Here is a 16,010-nt window from a genome sequence, read left to right as displayed (position 1 = left end):
GCCCCTCTAAATCTTTAGATTTAAAATGTCAACAAAGACAAACCTGCATTCACGTATAGCGTTCCTTTATTGCTACTTATAAAGGACGCATTATTATAGTTTTCACCGTCTTTAAACAGTTTGGCAGACAAATAACTATTAAAACCGCCATCTACGGTCAGCATAATATTCTTTGCAAAAAGATATTCAAACGCTGCACCGTTTTTCAATTCAATGGTATTATAGCTAACCTTTCCATCCAGGAAAGCATTTTTTTGATCATAGAAAGTCGTATAAGAACGCTGATTTGAACCAACCAGCACCCATGCATGCTTAGCCACCTGTTTTTTCAGGTTAACACCCGTAGGAAGATCTACGATCAACTCAAGCCCTGACGAGTTGAATTTATGATAGTAATTTACGATCGGCTCAACAGGTATTGGTGCGGAAGGATCAACTAAAACCAGTAAACCAACGGAGAATGTGGTGTTTTCAGTTTTTTTCAATGGCAGATTAAAACTTCCATTCAAATTAAAACGCCGGAAACTATTCACTCCGTCAGTGATTCCTCTCGCCACCAGTGAATAGATAATGGGATGATTAAATATGGCTGCTGATCGGGAGTAATTTAAAGCCAGATCGAACGTGCTTTTATCTGTCGTTAGCGGTGTTAATTCCTGGGCCGGAAGTTTATTGGTAATATCTTTCAGTTCTGTGGAGGTGTAGGTATAGTAAATGCTGGCCGATAAGGAATTGCCTTTCCATTTAACAGCCGGGGTGTTGAAGAAAGTACTGATGCGCCCGGTTCTTATTTTTCCACTGGCAAAATCAACATCACCTGATTTTGCATCAAAATCACTATAACCAAAATGATTAACTGAAATACAGAACTGCCTTAAACCGGGATAACGAATGGCGAGTTCTTTCTTACCTGCACTGATTGTGTCCACTTCCGGGTGTAAGGAAGACATACTAACCATATTCTGAGCGTGCATGCTACAAGACCATAGTGTAAGGCCTGTTAGGAGAGCCTGAAATTTAATATTATTTATTATCATTTTATAATGGGTGGTTGAAGATCTTGGTGATTGGCTATTTCAGAGCCGATATATTACTTGTTCCGATTATTCCTTGTTCGGTTCAAAATCGAGACTAATGGAGTTCATGCAGTATCTTTTGTAGGATGGAGCTGGTCCATCATCAAAAATATGTCCCAGATGTGCACCGCATCTACCACAAACAACCTCTGTTCTATCCATCCCGTGGGTGTGATCTTCTACATATTCCACGCTATTTTTCCTGATTGGCTCATAAAAGCTTGGCCACCCGCAACTACTGGCGAACTTTGCATCCGATCTGAAAAGTATGTTTCCGCAAGCTGCGCAGTAATAAGTACCCCTGGTATTGCTTTTCCAATATTTTCCGGTAAATGGCCGCTCGGTATCTTTTTCCCGGGCTACTGCGTAAAGGTCTGCTGACAGTACTTTTTTCCATTCCAAATCAGATACTTGTAGCCTGGTAGTATCCGTTGTTGAATAATAGGGATTGTTTTCATGTCCCTTATCTGATTTCTGATTCTGTGCATAACAGCCAGCAGAAATTATCGCCACCAGACAGCTAAAAATGATCAGCTTCATTATAGTTTGATTTATTTTTTAGTGTATCCTTTACTGTTTAGTTATCTTATTAAGAATAGAAACCAATTCCGTTGGTTTAGAAAGAAAAGGACTATGACCTGCCTGAATTTCATAAGTATTTGTAATACGTGCTTCGGCAACCATTTGCTGTTGAAAAGGGTAGCTAATGGCTTTGTCTTCCGTTGTGTAGATGTAGTATTTGTTGGCTATAGCACTGTAAGTATCACTACTATAATCCAGCGGAGTTCCTGCGGCTCCAACTGGTTCCGGACGAAGTTTTTCTACCAATAAATTGATATCTTCAACTGAGCCGTCTTTACAAAATATCTCGCGTATATTTATTTCGGGATTTGTGATAGTTACCGTACTCCCATCAGCAGAGAATCCCAAGGCGGAAGGGATCAATGTCCCAGAATCCATGGCAGAATATCCGAATACACTACTACCACTTTTTGGAATAAACCCAGCCACATAAACCAGTTTGTCTATTTTTTGAGGAACTTTGCAGGCTGCCTGGGTAATAATTGCTCCTCCCAGACTGTGACCTACTAATACTACTGGAATATTTAAACTATCTATAACATTCGTTACTTGCTTAACATATTTGTCAAATGTTATTTCAGATACTGGTGTATAGTCATTTCCGTGACCTAACAACTCTACTGAAACTACCCTATTACCTTCGTCCTCTAAAGCTTTTTTTACTTTGTCCCAAACAAATGATGCTTGCCAGGCGCCATGCACCATTACGAAAGTTGAATTTTTTTTCTTAACAGAATTGTCATCTTTTGAACAGGAATTTAGCATTATGATCAATGCCAGTGCAAACAGGTTAGCTACCCTTGCCAATTTGAAATTTTTCATTGTCTAATAAAATAATTTGTTAAGTCACTATTGACAATGCAAATGTGAAGGATAAAAAAGAGAGGGATTTTGTGACTCAGCTCAATTATATGTCGAATTAGATCAGCATGGAGGTTGGGCTTGAATGCAGGAATGGCAATGATCTTTGCGATAAGAAGAAGACGCCTTTGCAGTGGATAACGGGATTACCATTAATATGGATTTTACCTTTCCTTATCCCTCTTTCTGCTTTAAACGGTAATTTGACGGTGAGGTGCTGAATCTATCATGAAAACTTTTAGTGAAATTTGCCAGGTCATTGAATCCACATTCAAAAGCAATGTCTGTAATACGTTCATTGGAAGCCAAAAGCAATTCTGCCGCCCTTTCCAGACGCTTGGTTTTGATATAATTGGCAGGAGAATCGTTATATAACTTTTTAAATTCCCTTTTAAACGAAGAAACACTTAAATTGATCTTTTGCGCCAGATCTTCTACGCTGATGGGTGAAAACAGATTGGCTTCTATAATTTGTTTGAACGTATAGGTTGTTGGGGAAAAAAGCTGGGACAGTATGACTTGTATGGTTTCCACCCCTTGTGTTTGTGATAATAAAAGTATGATTTCCTTTAGTTTTAAAACTAAAATTTCATCATTTACCAAAGACGGGTTTTCAAAATAAAACAGAAGTCCCTCTATATATTTTTGAATCAAAAAGTCATTGTTGATGGCTCCTCTGGACTGATTGGTTATTTGATTATTTGGCTTAAAGATTAATGGGATCTCTTTATCATAAACTTTTTTCAGTATATCCGGATGAAATGTAACAATTACAATTTCACTGTCGCTACCTGAATTAGTACCCTGTATCTGTTTACCGGAATTTATGCAGTTTAGCAACAAAGCATGATGGGTAGGGATTTTCAAACGATCATCAGCTGATTGATATTCCATCTCGCCTTTCAACATATATAAGAAGCACGCCTGCTCCGCAACAGGGAAAACAAACTCGAAAGGTGGTTTTAATTCCACTTTTTGAATAAGTGTTTTCCCAAACAAATCAAACTTTTTATAATCAATAGTCATTTGAAATAATATTTTTTGCAGTTAAGTCCTGGTTCCTGCAGATTATCCGGTATTTGCCTGACCAGCATGACTTAAAATGGGTGCAAGATTAAACAGACAATGCTCATTCAACACTACATCAAATTCAAATGTAGACAAAAATGTTGAACGAGACATTGTTAGCATATTATGCAAAGCCTATTCATTATACCTGATTGTTATGAAACAAGCAACGCTTCTGATGTTACAGGTATTTTCAATACTTTAGAAATTAAACAGTTTTGTTCCGCACCTTTTGTGATTGCTTCAAATTCTTCGGTACTGATGCCTGGTACATTTCCGGTTATGGAAAGGTGTACTCCGGTAATTCCTGCGCCATCCATTGATACAATTGCTTCAGTGTCTAATGAAGTGGGTGCTATCCCCTTTCCCGTCAAAGCAAAACTGACTGCCATAGTAAAGCATCCTGCATGCGCTGCTGCTAACAATTCTTCAGGATTGGTTCCTTTTTCATCTCCTACGAAACGGGTTCTAAAACTGTAATTTGTCTGATTTAAAATTTCGCTTTGGGTTGTCAAACTCCCTTTTCCCTCTTTTACGCTTCCTGTCCAATGCGCTTTTGCTGTACGTTTCATTTTTTATATATTTTTATATATTGTCGATATTGACAAGGCAAAGTTGCAACACAAAGCATAAAAAGACATTGTGTATCAGGTCAATTATTGGGCAATTTGGGTCAGATAAATAAGTTTTTGATTAAATATTTCTGTGTTCTTGTTGAAATGGATTTTCAGGATTGGGGTTAAAAAGTTGGGGGTAACAGAGGCCGGACGGAACCCAACCTTATTCTCAGCGATCAGAAAATTATTTTTATGGTGGCGATCTTTGATCCACTGGCTGCATTCAACACTTCCGCAAAACAAATATTGCCATGGGGAAACTGATCTGCTGGTATATTTATTACATTCTCACCTATTTCTACGGGCACAACAGCACTGCTATAAAGGGTTTGCCCAAGCAGGTCAACCACCCGCACCACTACCTGTTGTTTTGCCCGACTATTCAGATACAAATTAGTAACCTTATTTATGACCGGATTGGGCCTTACAGAAATGGTTGATCGGGTAATAGCTGATAATCGCAGCGTAACTACGGAACTATAGCTGCCATAACCACTGTTATTAATCTCCCTGATACGGTAGCGTATAGTACCACTTAAAGCAGTAACATCTTCGCTGTATGTATAATTATTCTCCCCGTTTGCGGGGGTATTATATACTTCCTGCCAATGAACCGCATCCAGGCTTCTTTCCACTATATACCCGGTAATACCGGCGTCTGCAGTTGTTTGCCACTTCACATCTGCATACACTTTTTGTGATTCCGGCCGTTGCGATGCTGATACATGGGTAAATTGAAGGGGCAGCGCCGACAGATCTGATTCGATGGTAACCAGACCTCGTCCTACTGTACTCATATATACTCGTCCGAATACGTTCATATCTCCCATTACAAAATTACCGTTCCCCGGACCTCCCCACTCATGGGCATCGTCGTTTATTCGTATCCACGAAGCGCCCTGGTCTGTAGAACGGAACATACCTCTCACTCCGCTAACAGTTCCCCAAATATAAACGGCAGGATAAGTAGCCCCCGTTGCAGCTTTACCAATTCCAACAGCTCCGCAATAACTAACATTGGGAACAGTTGTCCATGAGGTTCCATTGTTCGTGGTGTATTTCAATCCGCCTCCGTTTAAAGCTACCCATACACTTCCTTCATTATCGGGAACTGCCCTTGCTCGTCCTGAGCCCCATTGACCTGGGTTAACTGCTGAGGCGGTAAAACTTACACCCTTATTGGTACTTACTAATAGCTGTCCGCTAGTAGGGCTATAAATGTAAAATTTATTGGTATTAACATAATCTGCTATCGGACAAGCATCCTGAACAGTAGTAACGCCTGTACTGGTCCATGATCCTCCATTATCTGTTGAATAATAAGTGGTACTTTGGCCACTGGGACAATAAAGTGTTGTATTTCCATCTGCCGACAATGCTATTTTCCCGTAGCCGCCCCCAATAGTAGAAGCCGCTGCCGTCCAGGTTGCTCCCTGATCGGTAGAGTAATATAATTGATCCGTAGCTCTTACTACTTTACTGACATTGTTTGCAGCATAGGCTATACCGTTATTGGAAGTAACGGTGGGCGTATGTACTTTGGCCGGATAAGCATAAACATTGGAATACACGGCTCCAAACTGGTCTCCTACGGCAGAAATAAAACTACCACCGGGAATGCTGATGGCATCAAGTACAACCGTTTCTTCCATTCCTTTTACATCAAATTTCCAGGAAGTGGCAGACGCATTGATATCATCGCATGTAAAAATTCCGTTCCCCGATATAACCCTTACCCTTGCTGTATTTAACGGATCAAAGTCAATGCTGCCGGCCCAATGTATCCCGCGGCCGGCGATCCAGCCAATGCCATTCGTATTCAGGGTACTTGTGGATGACAATTTTTGGGTCCAGGTATTTCCTCCGTTGGCAGAAAAGAATACAAAATCTCCCCATGTGGCGCCAAACTGGTTGTTACTCCAGGCGTTTTCCGTTGAAACAATAATTCTGTTCGTATTTGACGGATCAACACTTACGCCACCATAAGGGAAATTATTCCCATTGGGAGTAATGTTGGTCCAGGTTCCGGTAGCCGTAACCAATTTGTAAACTCTTCCGCTGCCGCCGTTCGATGGACCCTCACCATCCGCCATTGCCACATATAAAGTAGAATTATCAGAAGATAAAACAGCCCTGTGGGGCATAAACGAATTATCCGGCTGAATGGCAGTGAAAGTGCTGCCGCCGTCGGTACTTTTGTATATGTTATTGGCTCCCGTGCGGGAAACTCCTATATAAATAGTTTGGGTAACTCCTCCCGAAACACTGGAAGGATCAAACACTACAAAGCAGATCCCGTTTCCATTGCTTGTCGTGGTTACTCCATTCCAGGCCAGTGTCCAGGTCAAACCACCATTGGTACTTTTCCACAAACCATTTGCTCCGGTTCCGCAAAAAAGGATGCTGCTGTTATTAGGATCCACAGCCAGGCGTTCGCCGTTAGCTCTTCCCAGTCTGTTTCCATGAGCGGTAAATTGTGATGTTACTATCACTTCAGTGAATGTATTGCCCTTGTCTGTGGATTTTAAAATCGCTGTTTTTCCACCATTAAAGTAGGCGGTGCCGGCAAGTAAATACAGATTATTTGCATTCTGAGGATCCAGCGCCAGCGCTTCCACCCCCTGGTAGGTAGTTTCATTCTCTGAGGTCCAATCGAGCAAAGGAATCCATTTTGAATTTACGGCATCCCAACGGTAAGCACCTCCAACATCTGTGCGACAGTAAACATCGCCTGATGTTTTATGACTTATAATTCCTGATACAAAACCGCCTCCACCCAAGGCTACATTACCAAATGTTTGTGCAATTAGTTTTGTTTGTGAAAAGCAAAAAAGAATCAGCGAAAAAGCCACTATAAATCGGGTTCGAAAATAAATAGGGCTGAAGTCATTAGCCTTTGTCATAAATATGGTTTTTAATAGGAAATGTTGTTTGTAATTGATTCATACAATCATTCAATGAGGATAGAACTCATGTTAGAAGGATCTTTAACTCGTGTCGAAATGAAAAGCATCTGGCGGCTTCTTCGAAATGACAGTTCAAATGATAGAGCAGGTTACTTAGAGCGGGGTTAAAAACAAGTCCGGTTACGTAACCACCGGCGCCTATCTTTACATTTTTCCATGCATAGGTTTGAGCAATAGCCTTTGCAGATATTATGTACAACATTAAGAACAATAAAAGTTGCTTAGGACAACATTGTTTCATCTGAGCGGATTTTATTCGTTGGTTGGATCCGTTCAGAAGTCAAATGCTATGCCATTAAGGTTGCACCATAGTGTCAGATTGTTTCAAAATTGGGTGAGAAATGTTGCAACTGAGCCCATTGGCCTCGCGGATCAGCTTAATCCTGCCATTTTCAGCCACCAGGCGGCCCATTTAGTTCTGATGGTAGTCGTAAGCTTTGGCAGGTACTTTTTTGTCAACGTAATATTATTTTTTCGATTGTTTGGCAGACCACTTAATGGCTTGCTGTATCAATTTCCGGAAATTCGGATTGGAATAACCCGACGGGCCATGGCCTAATTGTATATATAGGACATCTGATTTCCCGTAACGATTGATCCAGGCGAGATAGCGCATACTTTTGGGATGCGTAGTACTCAGCAAAGGTTTTACCTGCGGTAATATTTCCACGCCACCGTACACTTCATCAACTATGTCAAAATCAGAAATGCCCCGGGTCACGGGATGCTTTTTGTTTTCTACTTTCACGGGAATGTTCACATCGTGTTCGTAGCTGGTTTTTAATGTATCGCCATTTACCACTACCGGATTGGTGTGGTATTGTCCGCCTACGATCCGTATGAATTCAGTCCAGTTCTGGTAACTCACCAACGAATGATGCAGGAAGATCATGGATGTACCCTTTTTTAGCAAGCTGACATAAGCATCCTGCTGTGCGGGAGTGATGGAATCGAACATATCATAAAACACCAGGACATCATATTTATTTACATCGGGTGAAGCGATAAGCGCATTAGCTTGCGGCTGAACCAGGGTATCGTATGTAATGAAAGGGATGGAATTGAAAACGTCATAAAATGGTTCGTGTTTAAAACCATGGCCGCCGCTGATAATAAGCACCCTGATCTTTTGTTGCTGCGCGAAAGAAAAATGGGTACATCCTGCGGTCAGAACGAGGAGCATGAAGACAACGGCCGGAAAAGATGAGCTCTTTTTCATTCGGTTAAATTACAAAATATCTCATGCGCCTATATTAGCCCAATTGGGAAAAAACTAAGGTAAAATAGCGCTCCGACCTTTCCCGGGTTATTATATTTCCCAACTTAAGTTGGGGTATTAAAGGTATTTGCAAATATTTTTTAGCAATTGATTTTTCGAATTGTATTTATTTTTATTTTTAATACTTAACGTCTCCCAATTTCTTCTGTTTAATTTCTGTTAACAATCCATTTGATCTTCGTTGACAAGTTTGCAAACGGCAACCGGTTAATTTAGTTAGCTATAAGATTCAACCAAAACTACTGCCATGACTAAATTAACAGGGGGAGGCAGAATTGCCTGTTATAAGGTTATTCTGTCTGTCCAATTATTATTGTTTTTTGGGATACAGCATGCCCTTTCCCAGGTAGCGCCCGCGGCAAACAACGTTATTGTTTCCGGTGTTATTAAAGACGGTGGTGATGGCAAGCCTTTAGGCGCTGTTACCATTGAAATAGCCGGCACCAAACAAGGCGATCTATCCAATGAGGATGGTAAATTTCTCATCCACGCAGCACCGGGCGCCACACTTACCTTCAGGTCCGTAGGTTATCTTCCCAAAGATTACAAAGTTACAGGGACCATCAGCAACCTGATCATTACGTTAAAGCAGGACCCCAAAAACATGAAAGATGTAGTGGTCATCGGGTACCAGACTCTTGCCCGGCGCAATGTCAGCGCCGCTGTTACATCCCTTGATCCAAAGACCATTGCAGATGTACCATCCCCTACCCTGGACGGCTTGTTGCAGGGACGGGTGGCAGGTGTCAACGTCCAGAACTTCTCCGGTGAGCCTGGCGTTCGCAGTACGGTGGTGGTGAGAGGTAATACGTCTGTTAGCAGGTCCGTTAACAATGATCCCACCACTGCCGCAGGTAAGGCCAGTCTGGCCAGAGCTGTAAGTGGTCCGCTGTATGTTATTGACGGCGTTCCCCAGGCTACGGATGACATTGCCGCCATTAATTATGGCAATGGTACCAATACAGATGTACTGGCAGGCATTCCTGTTAGCGATATTGAATCTATTGATATCCTGAAAGACGCTTCGGCCTCCGCCATTTATGGATCCCGCGGCGCCGGTGGTGTTATCATCATCAAAACCAAAAAAGGTACACCAGGCAGGCTGCGCATCAACTTCAGCACGTACCACGGCATTACTGAAAGACCGACATTGGACAAAGTATACATTGGGGCAGAAGAAACCCGGGCCAAGATGGACCTGATCAATCATTATGGTCCTTATAACAGTTTAACGGATCTGCCCATGATCCTCACAGATACCTTGAACCCGGCTTTTAACAATGCCAATGATTACCGTGGGGGCATGTTCCAGACCGGGGTGGTAGATAATGTAGACTTGTCAGTAAGCGGCGGCAGCGATAATGTCAATTACCGTTACGGCCTGAACTACTATAATGAAAAAGGCATTATTAAAAAATCCGGGCTGCAGCGCTATAGTTTTAACAGCAATACAAGTGTAAAGCTGTCATCCAAACTGACTGTTAACACACAGATCCGCTTCAGCCATCTTAACCGCCCCCGTTCGCTGAATGACATTACCGGCGGTTATGGTGCTTTCAATGGCGGTTACTATGCATCCAGCAGGCTGCCGGCTTCTACCTTGTACCTGAGCCCTACCAGCCGGGATTTTATCTTTGGTAATGCCAGTAACCAAACAGATGCCAACACCAATAACAGTCTTACCATCAGCCCCAGCATTGACTGGAAGATCTCCAATAAATTAGCCTTCAATACAGTGATCTCGTTTCAAACGGCCAACAGCCGGCGGGATACTTATTCACCAGGCAAATACAGGCAAAGTGGGGTGGGCTATGCGGTGAGCTTTGCCGACAATTCAGCCAATTACCTGATGAGCAACACCCTGATCTATACCACAGCCATTGCTAATAACCACCATTTGAACTTCCTGCTGGGTCAGAATACGGAGTTCCATCAATACCGCTCAACAGATGTTGAGGCAGATGGTATTCCCAACGACCAGGTATCCGTAGTTAATATCCTGAATAAAAATCAATCATCCGGCTTTTCCGATCTGATTGAAAGTGGCATCCAGTCAGGCTTTTTCCGATTGAACTATGATTTTAAAGGCCGCTATCTTTTCTCCGGTGTATTCAATGCGGATGCCTCATCTAAATTCGGCAGCAACAACCGGGTAGGTTATTTCCCGTCTGTGTCTGCAGGCTGGATTGTCAGTGAAGAGCCTTTCATGGATCGCTTTTCGGGCTGGCTCAGTATGTTGAAGATCAGGGGCAGCTTTGGCGTTACGGGCCGTCAACCAGATGATGGCAACAACTATTTGTCCTATAATACTTACACTATTGGCGCAGGTAGTTTTGCGGGCAGTAACAATCCTGCTAACAGCCAGAACATTTCTTTTACCTATAATGGCGTACCGGCTATTTCACCCAACTTTTCAGCCGGTCTGGCCAACAAGAACCTTACCTGGGAACATTCACAGGAAGCCAACCTGGGTATTGACATCAATATCCTGAACGGCCGGTTCAACCTGGTTACGGATCTGTATGTACGCAATACCAAACAGGGTATCTTTTCGCTGGTGTTGCCTGTTACTACCGGGTTCTCAACTATTACCACCAATGCCATTGGTACACGCAACTCAGGTATAGAAACCCAGTTATCTGCACACTGGTTCAAACCAGCCAATAAATTCCAGTGGTCAACTGATTTTAACTTTGCCTACAATAAGAATATGGTCACGTCCCTTCCCAATGGCGGCAGGGATATTGTTGTTAATCAGGGCGCCACCAGTTACCTGCTCAGGCAAGGCCATCCCATCAATGAATACTTCCTGTTCCAGGCAACGGGTGTTTATAAAACCGACAAGGATGTACCCTTTAACCCGCTCACAGGCGCCGTGCTCAATTTTTACGGCTATCCTTTCAGAGGCGGAGATCCTATCTGGAAAGACCAGAATGGAGATGGGGTATTGGATAATACCGACTATGCACCGGCAGGCAATCCCAATCCAAAATTCACAGGCGGCTTTAATAACACGTTCAGCTATAAGAATATCAGCCTCACCGTATTCTGTACCTATACGCTTGGCAGGCAGATCTATAACGACTACCTGGCGGGCAGGCTTTCGGGTCTGGTGCCTACGGATGATGGCAATCCCAATCCTTTGCATGCCATTGCCAACAATGCCTTGCCTGACCTGAGTGGTATTAACTACTGGCGGAACCCGGGGGATAATGCTACCTACCCTTCACTCAGCTCCTTCCTGGGTACCCGTTACAAGTATGCCGCAGTGAGCTCCCAATGGGTGGAGAATGGGGATTATATGCGCATTAAGACCATGACCCTGTCCTATGTGTTCAACCCTGCAGTGTTGCAGCGTTTGCACCTGGGCAGGCTGAGGGTATATGCCATGGTAGACAACCTGCATATTTTCCAGAAGGCGCTGGCGCCGGATGCTGAACAGGTAGATCCTTTTGGCATCTATAACGGAAGTGGTTATCCCATTCCAAAGAAATTCACTGTAGGTCTTGATATGAGCTTATGATCATCCGTCACTTCAAAGTCATCAACATGCAAAACGCTTATATAAACAGAAAACTGGTTGCGGTGTTTTTACTGGTGCTGCTTGGCAGCAGCTCCTGTAAAAAGATCCTTGACCTGCAACCACACAACTCTACCTTTACAGATGCTTATTTTAAAACCGGTCAGGATGCCAATACAGCCATTGCAGGCGCCTATGCCCTGCTGAGGAGTGTATTGCTGAACAACTATTCCTGGCATGTATATGGAGATCTGCCTTCCGGCGAGTACAGTGTTAACGGCGGCCTGGATGCCTTTAATCAACCCATTTGCAATGGTCAGTTCATTGGATTGAACGTGGGACCCTGGGAATGGAACTGGCAGAATTATTACCAGGTGCTGCAGCAGGTTAACCTCATCATAGCCAAGGTGCCGGAGATCCCCGCTTCAGCGTTTACCAATCCGGATCTTAAGAACCAGATCATTGGCGAGGCTTATTTTATCCGTGCTTATGTTTATTTCTATATGAGCCGCATCTGGGGAGATGTACCGCTGAAGCTGGCGCCCGACCTGGATGTTAGCCAGGCGCAAACTATTCCCCGCTCACCGGCAACCGCCGTATGGGCGCAATGCCTGGCAGATTGCCAGACGGCAGAAAGCAACCTGGTGTTTGGCTATGCAGATCTGAGTCAAACTGCAGTGCGCGCCAACAAAGGCAGCGTGCTGGCGCTCAGAGCACACATTGAGGCATGGAAGCACGACTACAGCGCCTGTGAAAAAACAGCCGATACGCTTATCAGACAGGGTGGTTACCAGTTGGAGGACTCTGCCCACTATGCACAGGTATTTATTGGCAAATCACGGGAAGGCATTTTTGAGATCAATGTTAACTATGGTCAAAATGAAGGCATTGCTACGGCCAATAATGCGGGCGGTTATTTTCCTACCCTGGCCAGGCCCTTTATTGCCAGCCAGGGTAACCTGAACTGGCCCATCAATCATGATTATGTAGTGAACCTTTATACTGATACTGCCGACATCCGTTATGCCAAATTCTTTTACCAGGCCTATACCAGCAACCAGGGGCAGACCATTAAATACGCAAATGTTTACTATGCCGACGGCTCCGTTCAAAGTGATCCGCGGCTGTCTAATAACCTGAATATTTTCAGGCTGCCGGATATTATGTTGCTGCGGGCAGAAGCGCTTAATAAACTGGGCCGGGACGCAGACGCACTTCCCTTGTTAAACGCCGTTAAAGAACGGGCAGGCATTGCAGACTATACAGGCGCCGGTGGTACAGATATGGGCAGGGAAATACTGGAAGAAAGATTGCGGGAGCTGTTCTTTGAAGGCCAGGCCTATTATGATCTCATCCGCACAGGGCTGCTGCTTGACTACAATGAGAATTTCAGCCCCGATCAATATCACAATGGCGGCTGGGTATGGCCCATAGATCCGTCCATGTTCAAGGATGACTTTACCCTGGTGCAAACCAAATACTGGCAAGGCAAGCTTTAACCAAAAAACTGATTAGTATGACACGGAAGATAAAAATATTAACAGCGGTGTCGGCTCTTATGTTACTGGCCACCGTTGCCTGCAAAAAATCCTATACCATTGGTGGCAGCACCTTTACGGCGCAGGTGAACATGACCACCTATGACTATCTTAAGACCAACCATTTGTTTGATACGCTGGTGATGATGATCGACAAAGCGGGTTTGAAGGATGAGCTCAACCAGGCGGGCACCTTCTTTGCCTTTAGCAATTATTCCATCCGCAACTATGTTAATGCCAAAGGAGACGACCTGCGTATTATAAGGAATAATGAGAACATGCCCTATACGTTTGATTCACTGAACCTGCCGGCCCTGAAAGACTCCCTGCGCAGCTATATGTTTACAGACCGGTTCACCCGGGATAATATTACCAGGAATGGTTTATGGCGGCCATCGCGTAATGGTGAATACAGGTTAATGCAGCTGATCCCCACTACGGATTACACCAATCAGAATGTATTCACTACAGAACCGCAATACATTTATTTCACCAAGATCATTGCATTACCCGGTCATCCGGTACCAGCAGATTCTACCCAACTGCCATCCGTGGTGGATGAGCAGCGGCTGGGAAACCTTTGCCAAACCACCGGTATTATTACCACCACAGGGGTGCTGCACGTGCTGGCCAATTCACATACGTTCAACTTTTATGATAACAACCACTAATCTGTAATCAAACACAATCAATCATGAAGTTCCCTAAATATATAGGATTAGTTTTTTTGGCAGGCCTGCTCACCAACTCCTGCCAGAAAGTCACACGTGGCTATTTAAGCAAGCAGATCAGGTATACCGACAATCCCATTCAGATAGCCAGGGGCATTGTAACTGAGACCAACCCGGTAGATGCAGATGGGTCCAGCGCTCCGGTGACCTATGAACTGCTGGACGTTCGGGATTCCGCCACCGGCAAACATGCAGATGCCATCTATGCCAATCACCAGCGGTATGTATTCATCAGCCAGTTTGATCCCGCTAAAGACAGCACCATCGATCTGCTGAATTCCGTTAGAAAACTGGTTAATGAACCCTGTTTTGATTTCAACGTACACACCGGCGCCTTTACATTTTACAGTACTACCGATAGTGTGCCATTAAATACCTACACCTATGATGTTAAGGCTACCAATGAATCAGGCAGCAGGATCTATAAGGATGTTGGCCGGTTCACCTTGTATGATGGTCTGCCTTTTGAGAATGACGGCGCCGCCTGCGCCTGGTTCCAGGATGGTACCACTACCAGCGGGGACATCGGCACACCGCAAATGAAAATTGAACGAATCTCTACCAATGGTTACCGGGTCATCCTGAAGATTGAAGACCAAAACGGCACACCCTTTAAGCCATCCAAAAATGAATATATTGAACGGGGCGACAGAAGCAGCTTCCGCACCTTTGCCCGTTTTCATCCGCTGACAGTTACGGACACAGCCCTGATCTGTGATTTTGAATTGACGCCATTCCCTATTATCCAGGGCGCACAGGGCTATACTATCTATTATCGGATTCCCAGCAACATAGCCAGGATAGACGCGGGTATTACGCCAGCCGGCACCAGAACATACAGTGTGAACCCCCGGTTTACATTCCGTTTGTGGCAGGGTGGCACTTATTTAGTTACCATTCACTTACCTAAAGTAACAAGGGACCCGATATAATCGGATCCCTTGCCTGATCATGTAGTAATTGTCTTATAATTAACGGTAGGTGAGTTCCAGTTGAGGATTTTGACAATAATCTTTCCAGAGCTCATCAACCGTTTTTTTGGTTAGCGTAGTCCAGGTCTGTGACGTATATTTCCCCTCGCGGGCCGCCTTATCCAGGCTGTCAACAGTACCGTGATAATTCTTTTCCACCCATACCAGGAAACGGGCTGTAATACGGTAAGCATTGGTATAATTTTGGCCGGGTTTAAGGTCAGGTAAGCGCCAGTTGCCATTCTGGTTGTTGACACCATATACATACCGCACATAATCTGCAATACCCTCTGTAAGCCATCCGGGAACAGGATGTGTATAGGCCTGCACAATGTGCATGGCCTCATGGGTGACCACATCAATATCTTCCGGATGAGCTTTCAGCCATTTGGGATTAAAACGCACCTTATCATTGCCGGTTTCTGCAACGCCATCATAGTCAGGATCGATAGTAAAGACTACTTTTTTGGCTGTGTGGCTATTGAACCGGTTGGCTTCTTTAGGGTAAACGGTAAAAAAGGCATCAATCATGCGTTGCCGGGTAGTGGTGTCAAAATCAGGCTGCCGGTTAATGAATACCAGTGTATACCCTTCACGGGTAATGGTATCGGCAGCAGGCGACGCGCAGCCGCTTAGGCTGTGGCCGGAAGCCCGGGCTGGCATTGCGGCGCCCAATGCCAGGCCGGCCATCATTACCGCTGTTAATGTTGAGTTCATTGTTGAAGTTTTGAATGAAGTTGTGAAGATATTTATGGTCGGGCCGGAATGTTGTGAACAGACTTCAAACACAGTGTTAATAGA

General features: G+C 44.1%; 12 protein-coding genes. 4 read left to right on the top strand and 8 right to left on the bottom strand.

Annotated elements, in window-relative coordinates; all coding sequences use genetic code 11:
• Window positions 1–20: 20 nt before the first annotated feature.
• The 7 genes from NIAKO_RS08650 to NIAKO_RS08615 form a co-directional block, all read right to left on the bottom strand.
• The gene (locus NIAKO_RS08650) at window positions 21–950 is read right to left on the bottom strand and encodes a hypothetical protein (protein WP_041346525.1); all 930 of its coding nucleotides are present in this window, start codon (window positions 948–950) and stop codon (window positions 21–23) included.
• Between the two features lie 153 nt (window positions 951–1,103).
• Entirely contained in the window at window positions 1,104–1,616 is a 513-nt protein-coding gene (gene msrB / locus NIAKO_RS08645) for a peptide-methionine (R)-S-oxide reductase MsrB (protein ID WP_014218032.1), read from the bottom strand.
• Window positions 1,617–1,646: 30 nt separating this feature from the next.
• Window positions 1,647–2,480: an alpha/beta fold hydrolase gene (locus NIAKO_RS08640; protein ID WP_014218031.1), complete on the bottom strand. Its 834-nt coding sequence runs from the start codon at window positions 2,478–2,480 to the stop codon at window positions 1,647–1,649.
• Between the two features lie 213 nt (window positions 2,481–2,693).
• On the bottom strand, window positions 2,694–3,545 hold the full coding sequence (locus tag NIAKO_RS08635) for a helix-turn-helix domain-containing protein (RefSeq protein ID WP_014218030.1): 852 nt from the start codon (window positions 3,543–3,545) through the stop codon (window positions 2,694–2,696).
• 197 nt (window positions 3,546–3,742) lie between these two features.
• Entirely contained in the window at window positions 3,743–4,159 is a 417-nt protein-coding gene (locus NIAKO_RS08630) for an OsmC family peroxiredoxin (RefSeq protein WP_014218029.1), read from the bottom strand.
• Window positions 4,160–4,380: 221 nt separating this feature from the next.
• Window positions 4,381–7,107, bottom strand: coding sequence for a WD40/YVTN/BNR-like repeat-containing protein (locus NIAKO_RS08625; RefSeq protein WP_014218028.1), 2,727 nt, complete (start codon window positions 7,105–7,107; stop codon window positions 4,381–4,383).
• A 529-nt stretch (window positions 7,108–7,636) separates the two neighbouring features.
• Complete coding sequence (locus NIAKO_RS08615) at window positions 7,637–8,389, bottom strand: ThuA domain-containing protein (RefSeq protein WP_014218026.1); 753 nt, start codon at window positions 8,387–8,389, stop codon at window positions 7,637–7,639.
• A gap of 307 nt (window positions 8,390–8,696) precedes the next feature.
• Here NIAKO_RS08615 and NIAKO_RS08610 point away from each other — a divergent pair, with 307 nt between their 5' ends.
• From NIAKO_RS08610 to NIAKO_RS08595, 4 genes are read left to right on the top strand one after another with little or no spacing between them, the layout of a single operon-like run.
• On the top strand, window positions 8,697–11,972 hold the full coding sequence (locus NIAKO_RS08610) for a SusC/RagA family TonB-linked outer membrane protein (RefSeq protein ID WP_014218025.1): 3,276 nt from the start codon (window positions 8,697–8,699) through the stop codon (window positions 11,970–11,972).
• Window positions 11,973–11,998: 26 nt separating this feature from the next.
• Window positions 11,999–13,468, top strand: a complete 1,470-nt coding sequence (locus tag NIAKO_RS08605) for a RagB/SusD family nutrient uptake outer membrane protein (protein WP_049815484.1) — start codon at window positions 11,999–12,001, stop codon at window positions 13,466–13,468.
• A gap of 17 nt (window positions 13,469–13,485) precedes the next feature.
• Window positions 13,486–14,178 carry a hypothetical protein gene (locus tag NIAKO_RS08600; protein WP_014218023.1) on the top strand — a complete coding sequence of 231 codons (693 nt, stop codon included), beginning with the start codon at window positions 13,486–13,488 and terminating at the stop codon, window positions 14,176–14,178.
• A gap of 23 nt (window positions 14,179–14,201) precedes the next feature.
• Complete coding sequence (locus NIAKO_RS08595) at window positions 14,202–15,170, top strand: DUF5007 domain-containing protein (protein ID WP_014218022.1); 969 nt, start codon at window positions 14,202–14,204, stop codon at window positions 15,168–15,170.
• A 39-nt stretch (window positions 15,171–15,209) separates the two neighbouring features.
• Here the strand turns inward: NIAKO_RS08595 and NIAKO_RS08590 are convergent, their stop codons facing one another.
• Window positions 15,210–15,926 carry a basic secretory protein-like protein gene (locus NIAKO_RS08590; protein WP_014218021.1) on the bottom strand — a complete coding sequence of 239 codons (717 nt, stop codon included), beginning with the start codon at window positions 15,924–15,926 and terminating at the stop codon, window positions 15,210–15,212.
• Between the last annotated feature and the right edge of the window lie 84 nt (window positions 15,927–16,010).

The organism is Niastella koreensis GR20-10 (assembly GCF_000246855.1).
GTDB lineage: Bacteria > Bacteroidota > Bacteroidia > Chitinophagales > Chitinophagaceae > Niastella > Niastella koreensis.
Note: the sequence above shows the minus strand (reverse complement) of the source record. Positions and strands in the feature narration are given on the sequence as shown.

Bases quoted from the DNA above. Each gene is read 5' to 3' on its own strand.
- NIAKO_RS08605 (WP_049815484.1), top strand. From the start codon at position 11,999: ATGCAAAACGCTTATATAAACAGAAAACTGGTTGCGGTGTTTTTACTG.
- NIAKO_RS08650 (WP_041346525.1), bottom strand. From the start codon at position 950: ATGTCTTCCTTACACCCGGAAGTGGACACAATCAGTGCAGGTAAGAAA.
- NIAKO_RS08610 (WP_014218025.1), top strand. From the start codon at position 8,697: ATGACTAAATTAACAGGGGGAGGCAGAATTGCCTGTTATAAGGTTATT.
- msrB (WP_014218032.1), bottom strand. From the start codon at position 1,616: ATGAAGCTGATCATTTTTAGCTGTCTGGTGGCGATAATTTCTGCTGGC.
- NIAKO_RS08635 (WP_014218030.1), bottom strand. From the start codon at position 3,545: ATGACTATTGATTATAAAAAGTTTGATTTGTTTGGGAAAACACTTATT.
- NIAKO_RS08615 (WP_014218026.1), bottom strand. From the start codon at position 8,389: ATGAAAAAGAGCTCATCTTTTCCGGCCGTTGTCTTCATGCTCCTCGTT.
- NIAKO_RS08590 (WP_014218021.1), bottom strand. From the start codon at position 15,926: ATGAACTCAACATTAACAGCGGTAATGATGGCCGGCCTGGCATTGGGC.
- NIAKO_RS08600 (WP_014218023.1), top strand. From the start codon at position 13,486: ATGACACGGAAGATAAAAATATTAACAGCGGTGTCGGCTCTTATGTTA.
- NIAKO_RS08630 (WP_014218029.1), bottom strand. From the start codon at position 4,159: ATGAAACGTACAGCAAAAGCGCATTGGACAGGAAGCGTAAAAGAGGGA.
- NIAKO_RS08595 (WP_014218022.1), top strand. From the start codon at position 14,202: ATGAAGTTCCCTAAATATATAGGATTAGTTTTTTTGGCAGGCCTGCTC.
- NIAKO_RS08625 (WP_014218028.1), bottom strand. From the start codon at position 7,107: ATGACAAAGGCTAATGACTTCAGCCCTATTTATTTTCGAACCCGATTT.
- NIAKO_RS08640 (WP_014218031.1), bottom strand. From the start codon at position 2,480: ATGAAAAATTTCAAATTGGCAAGGGTAGCTAACCTGTTTGCACTGGCA.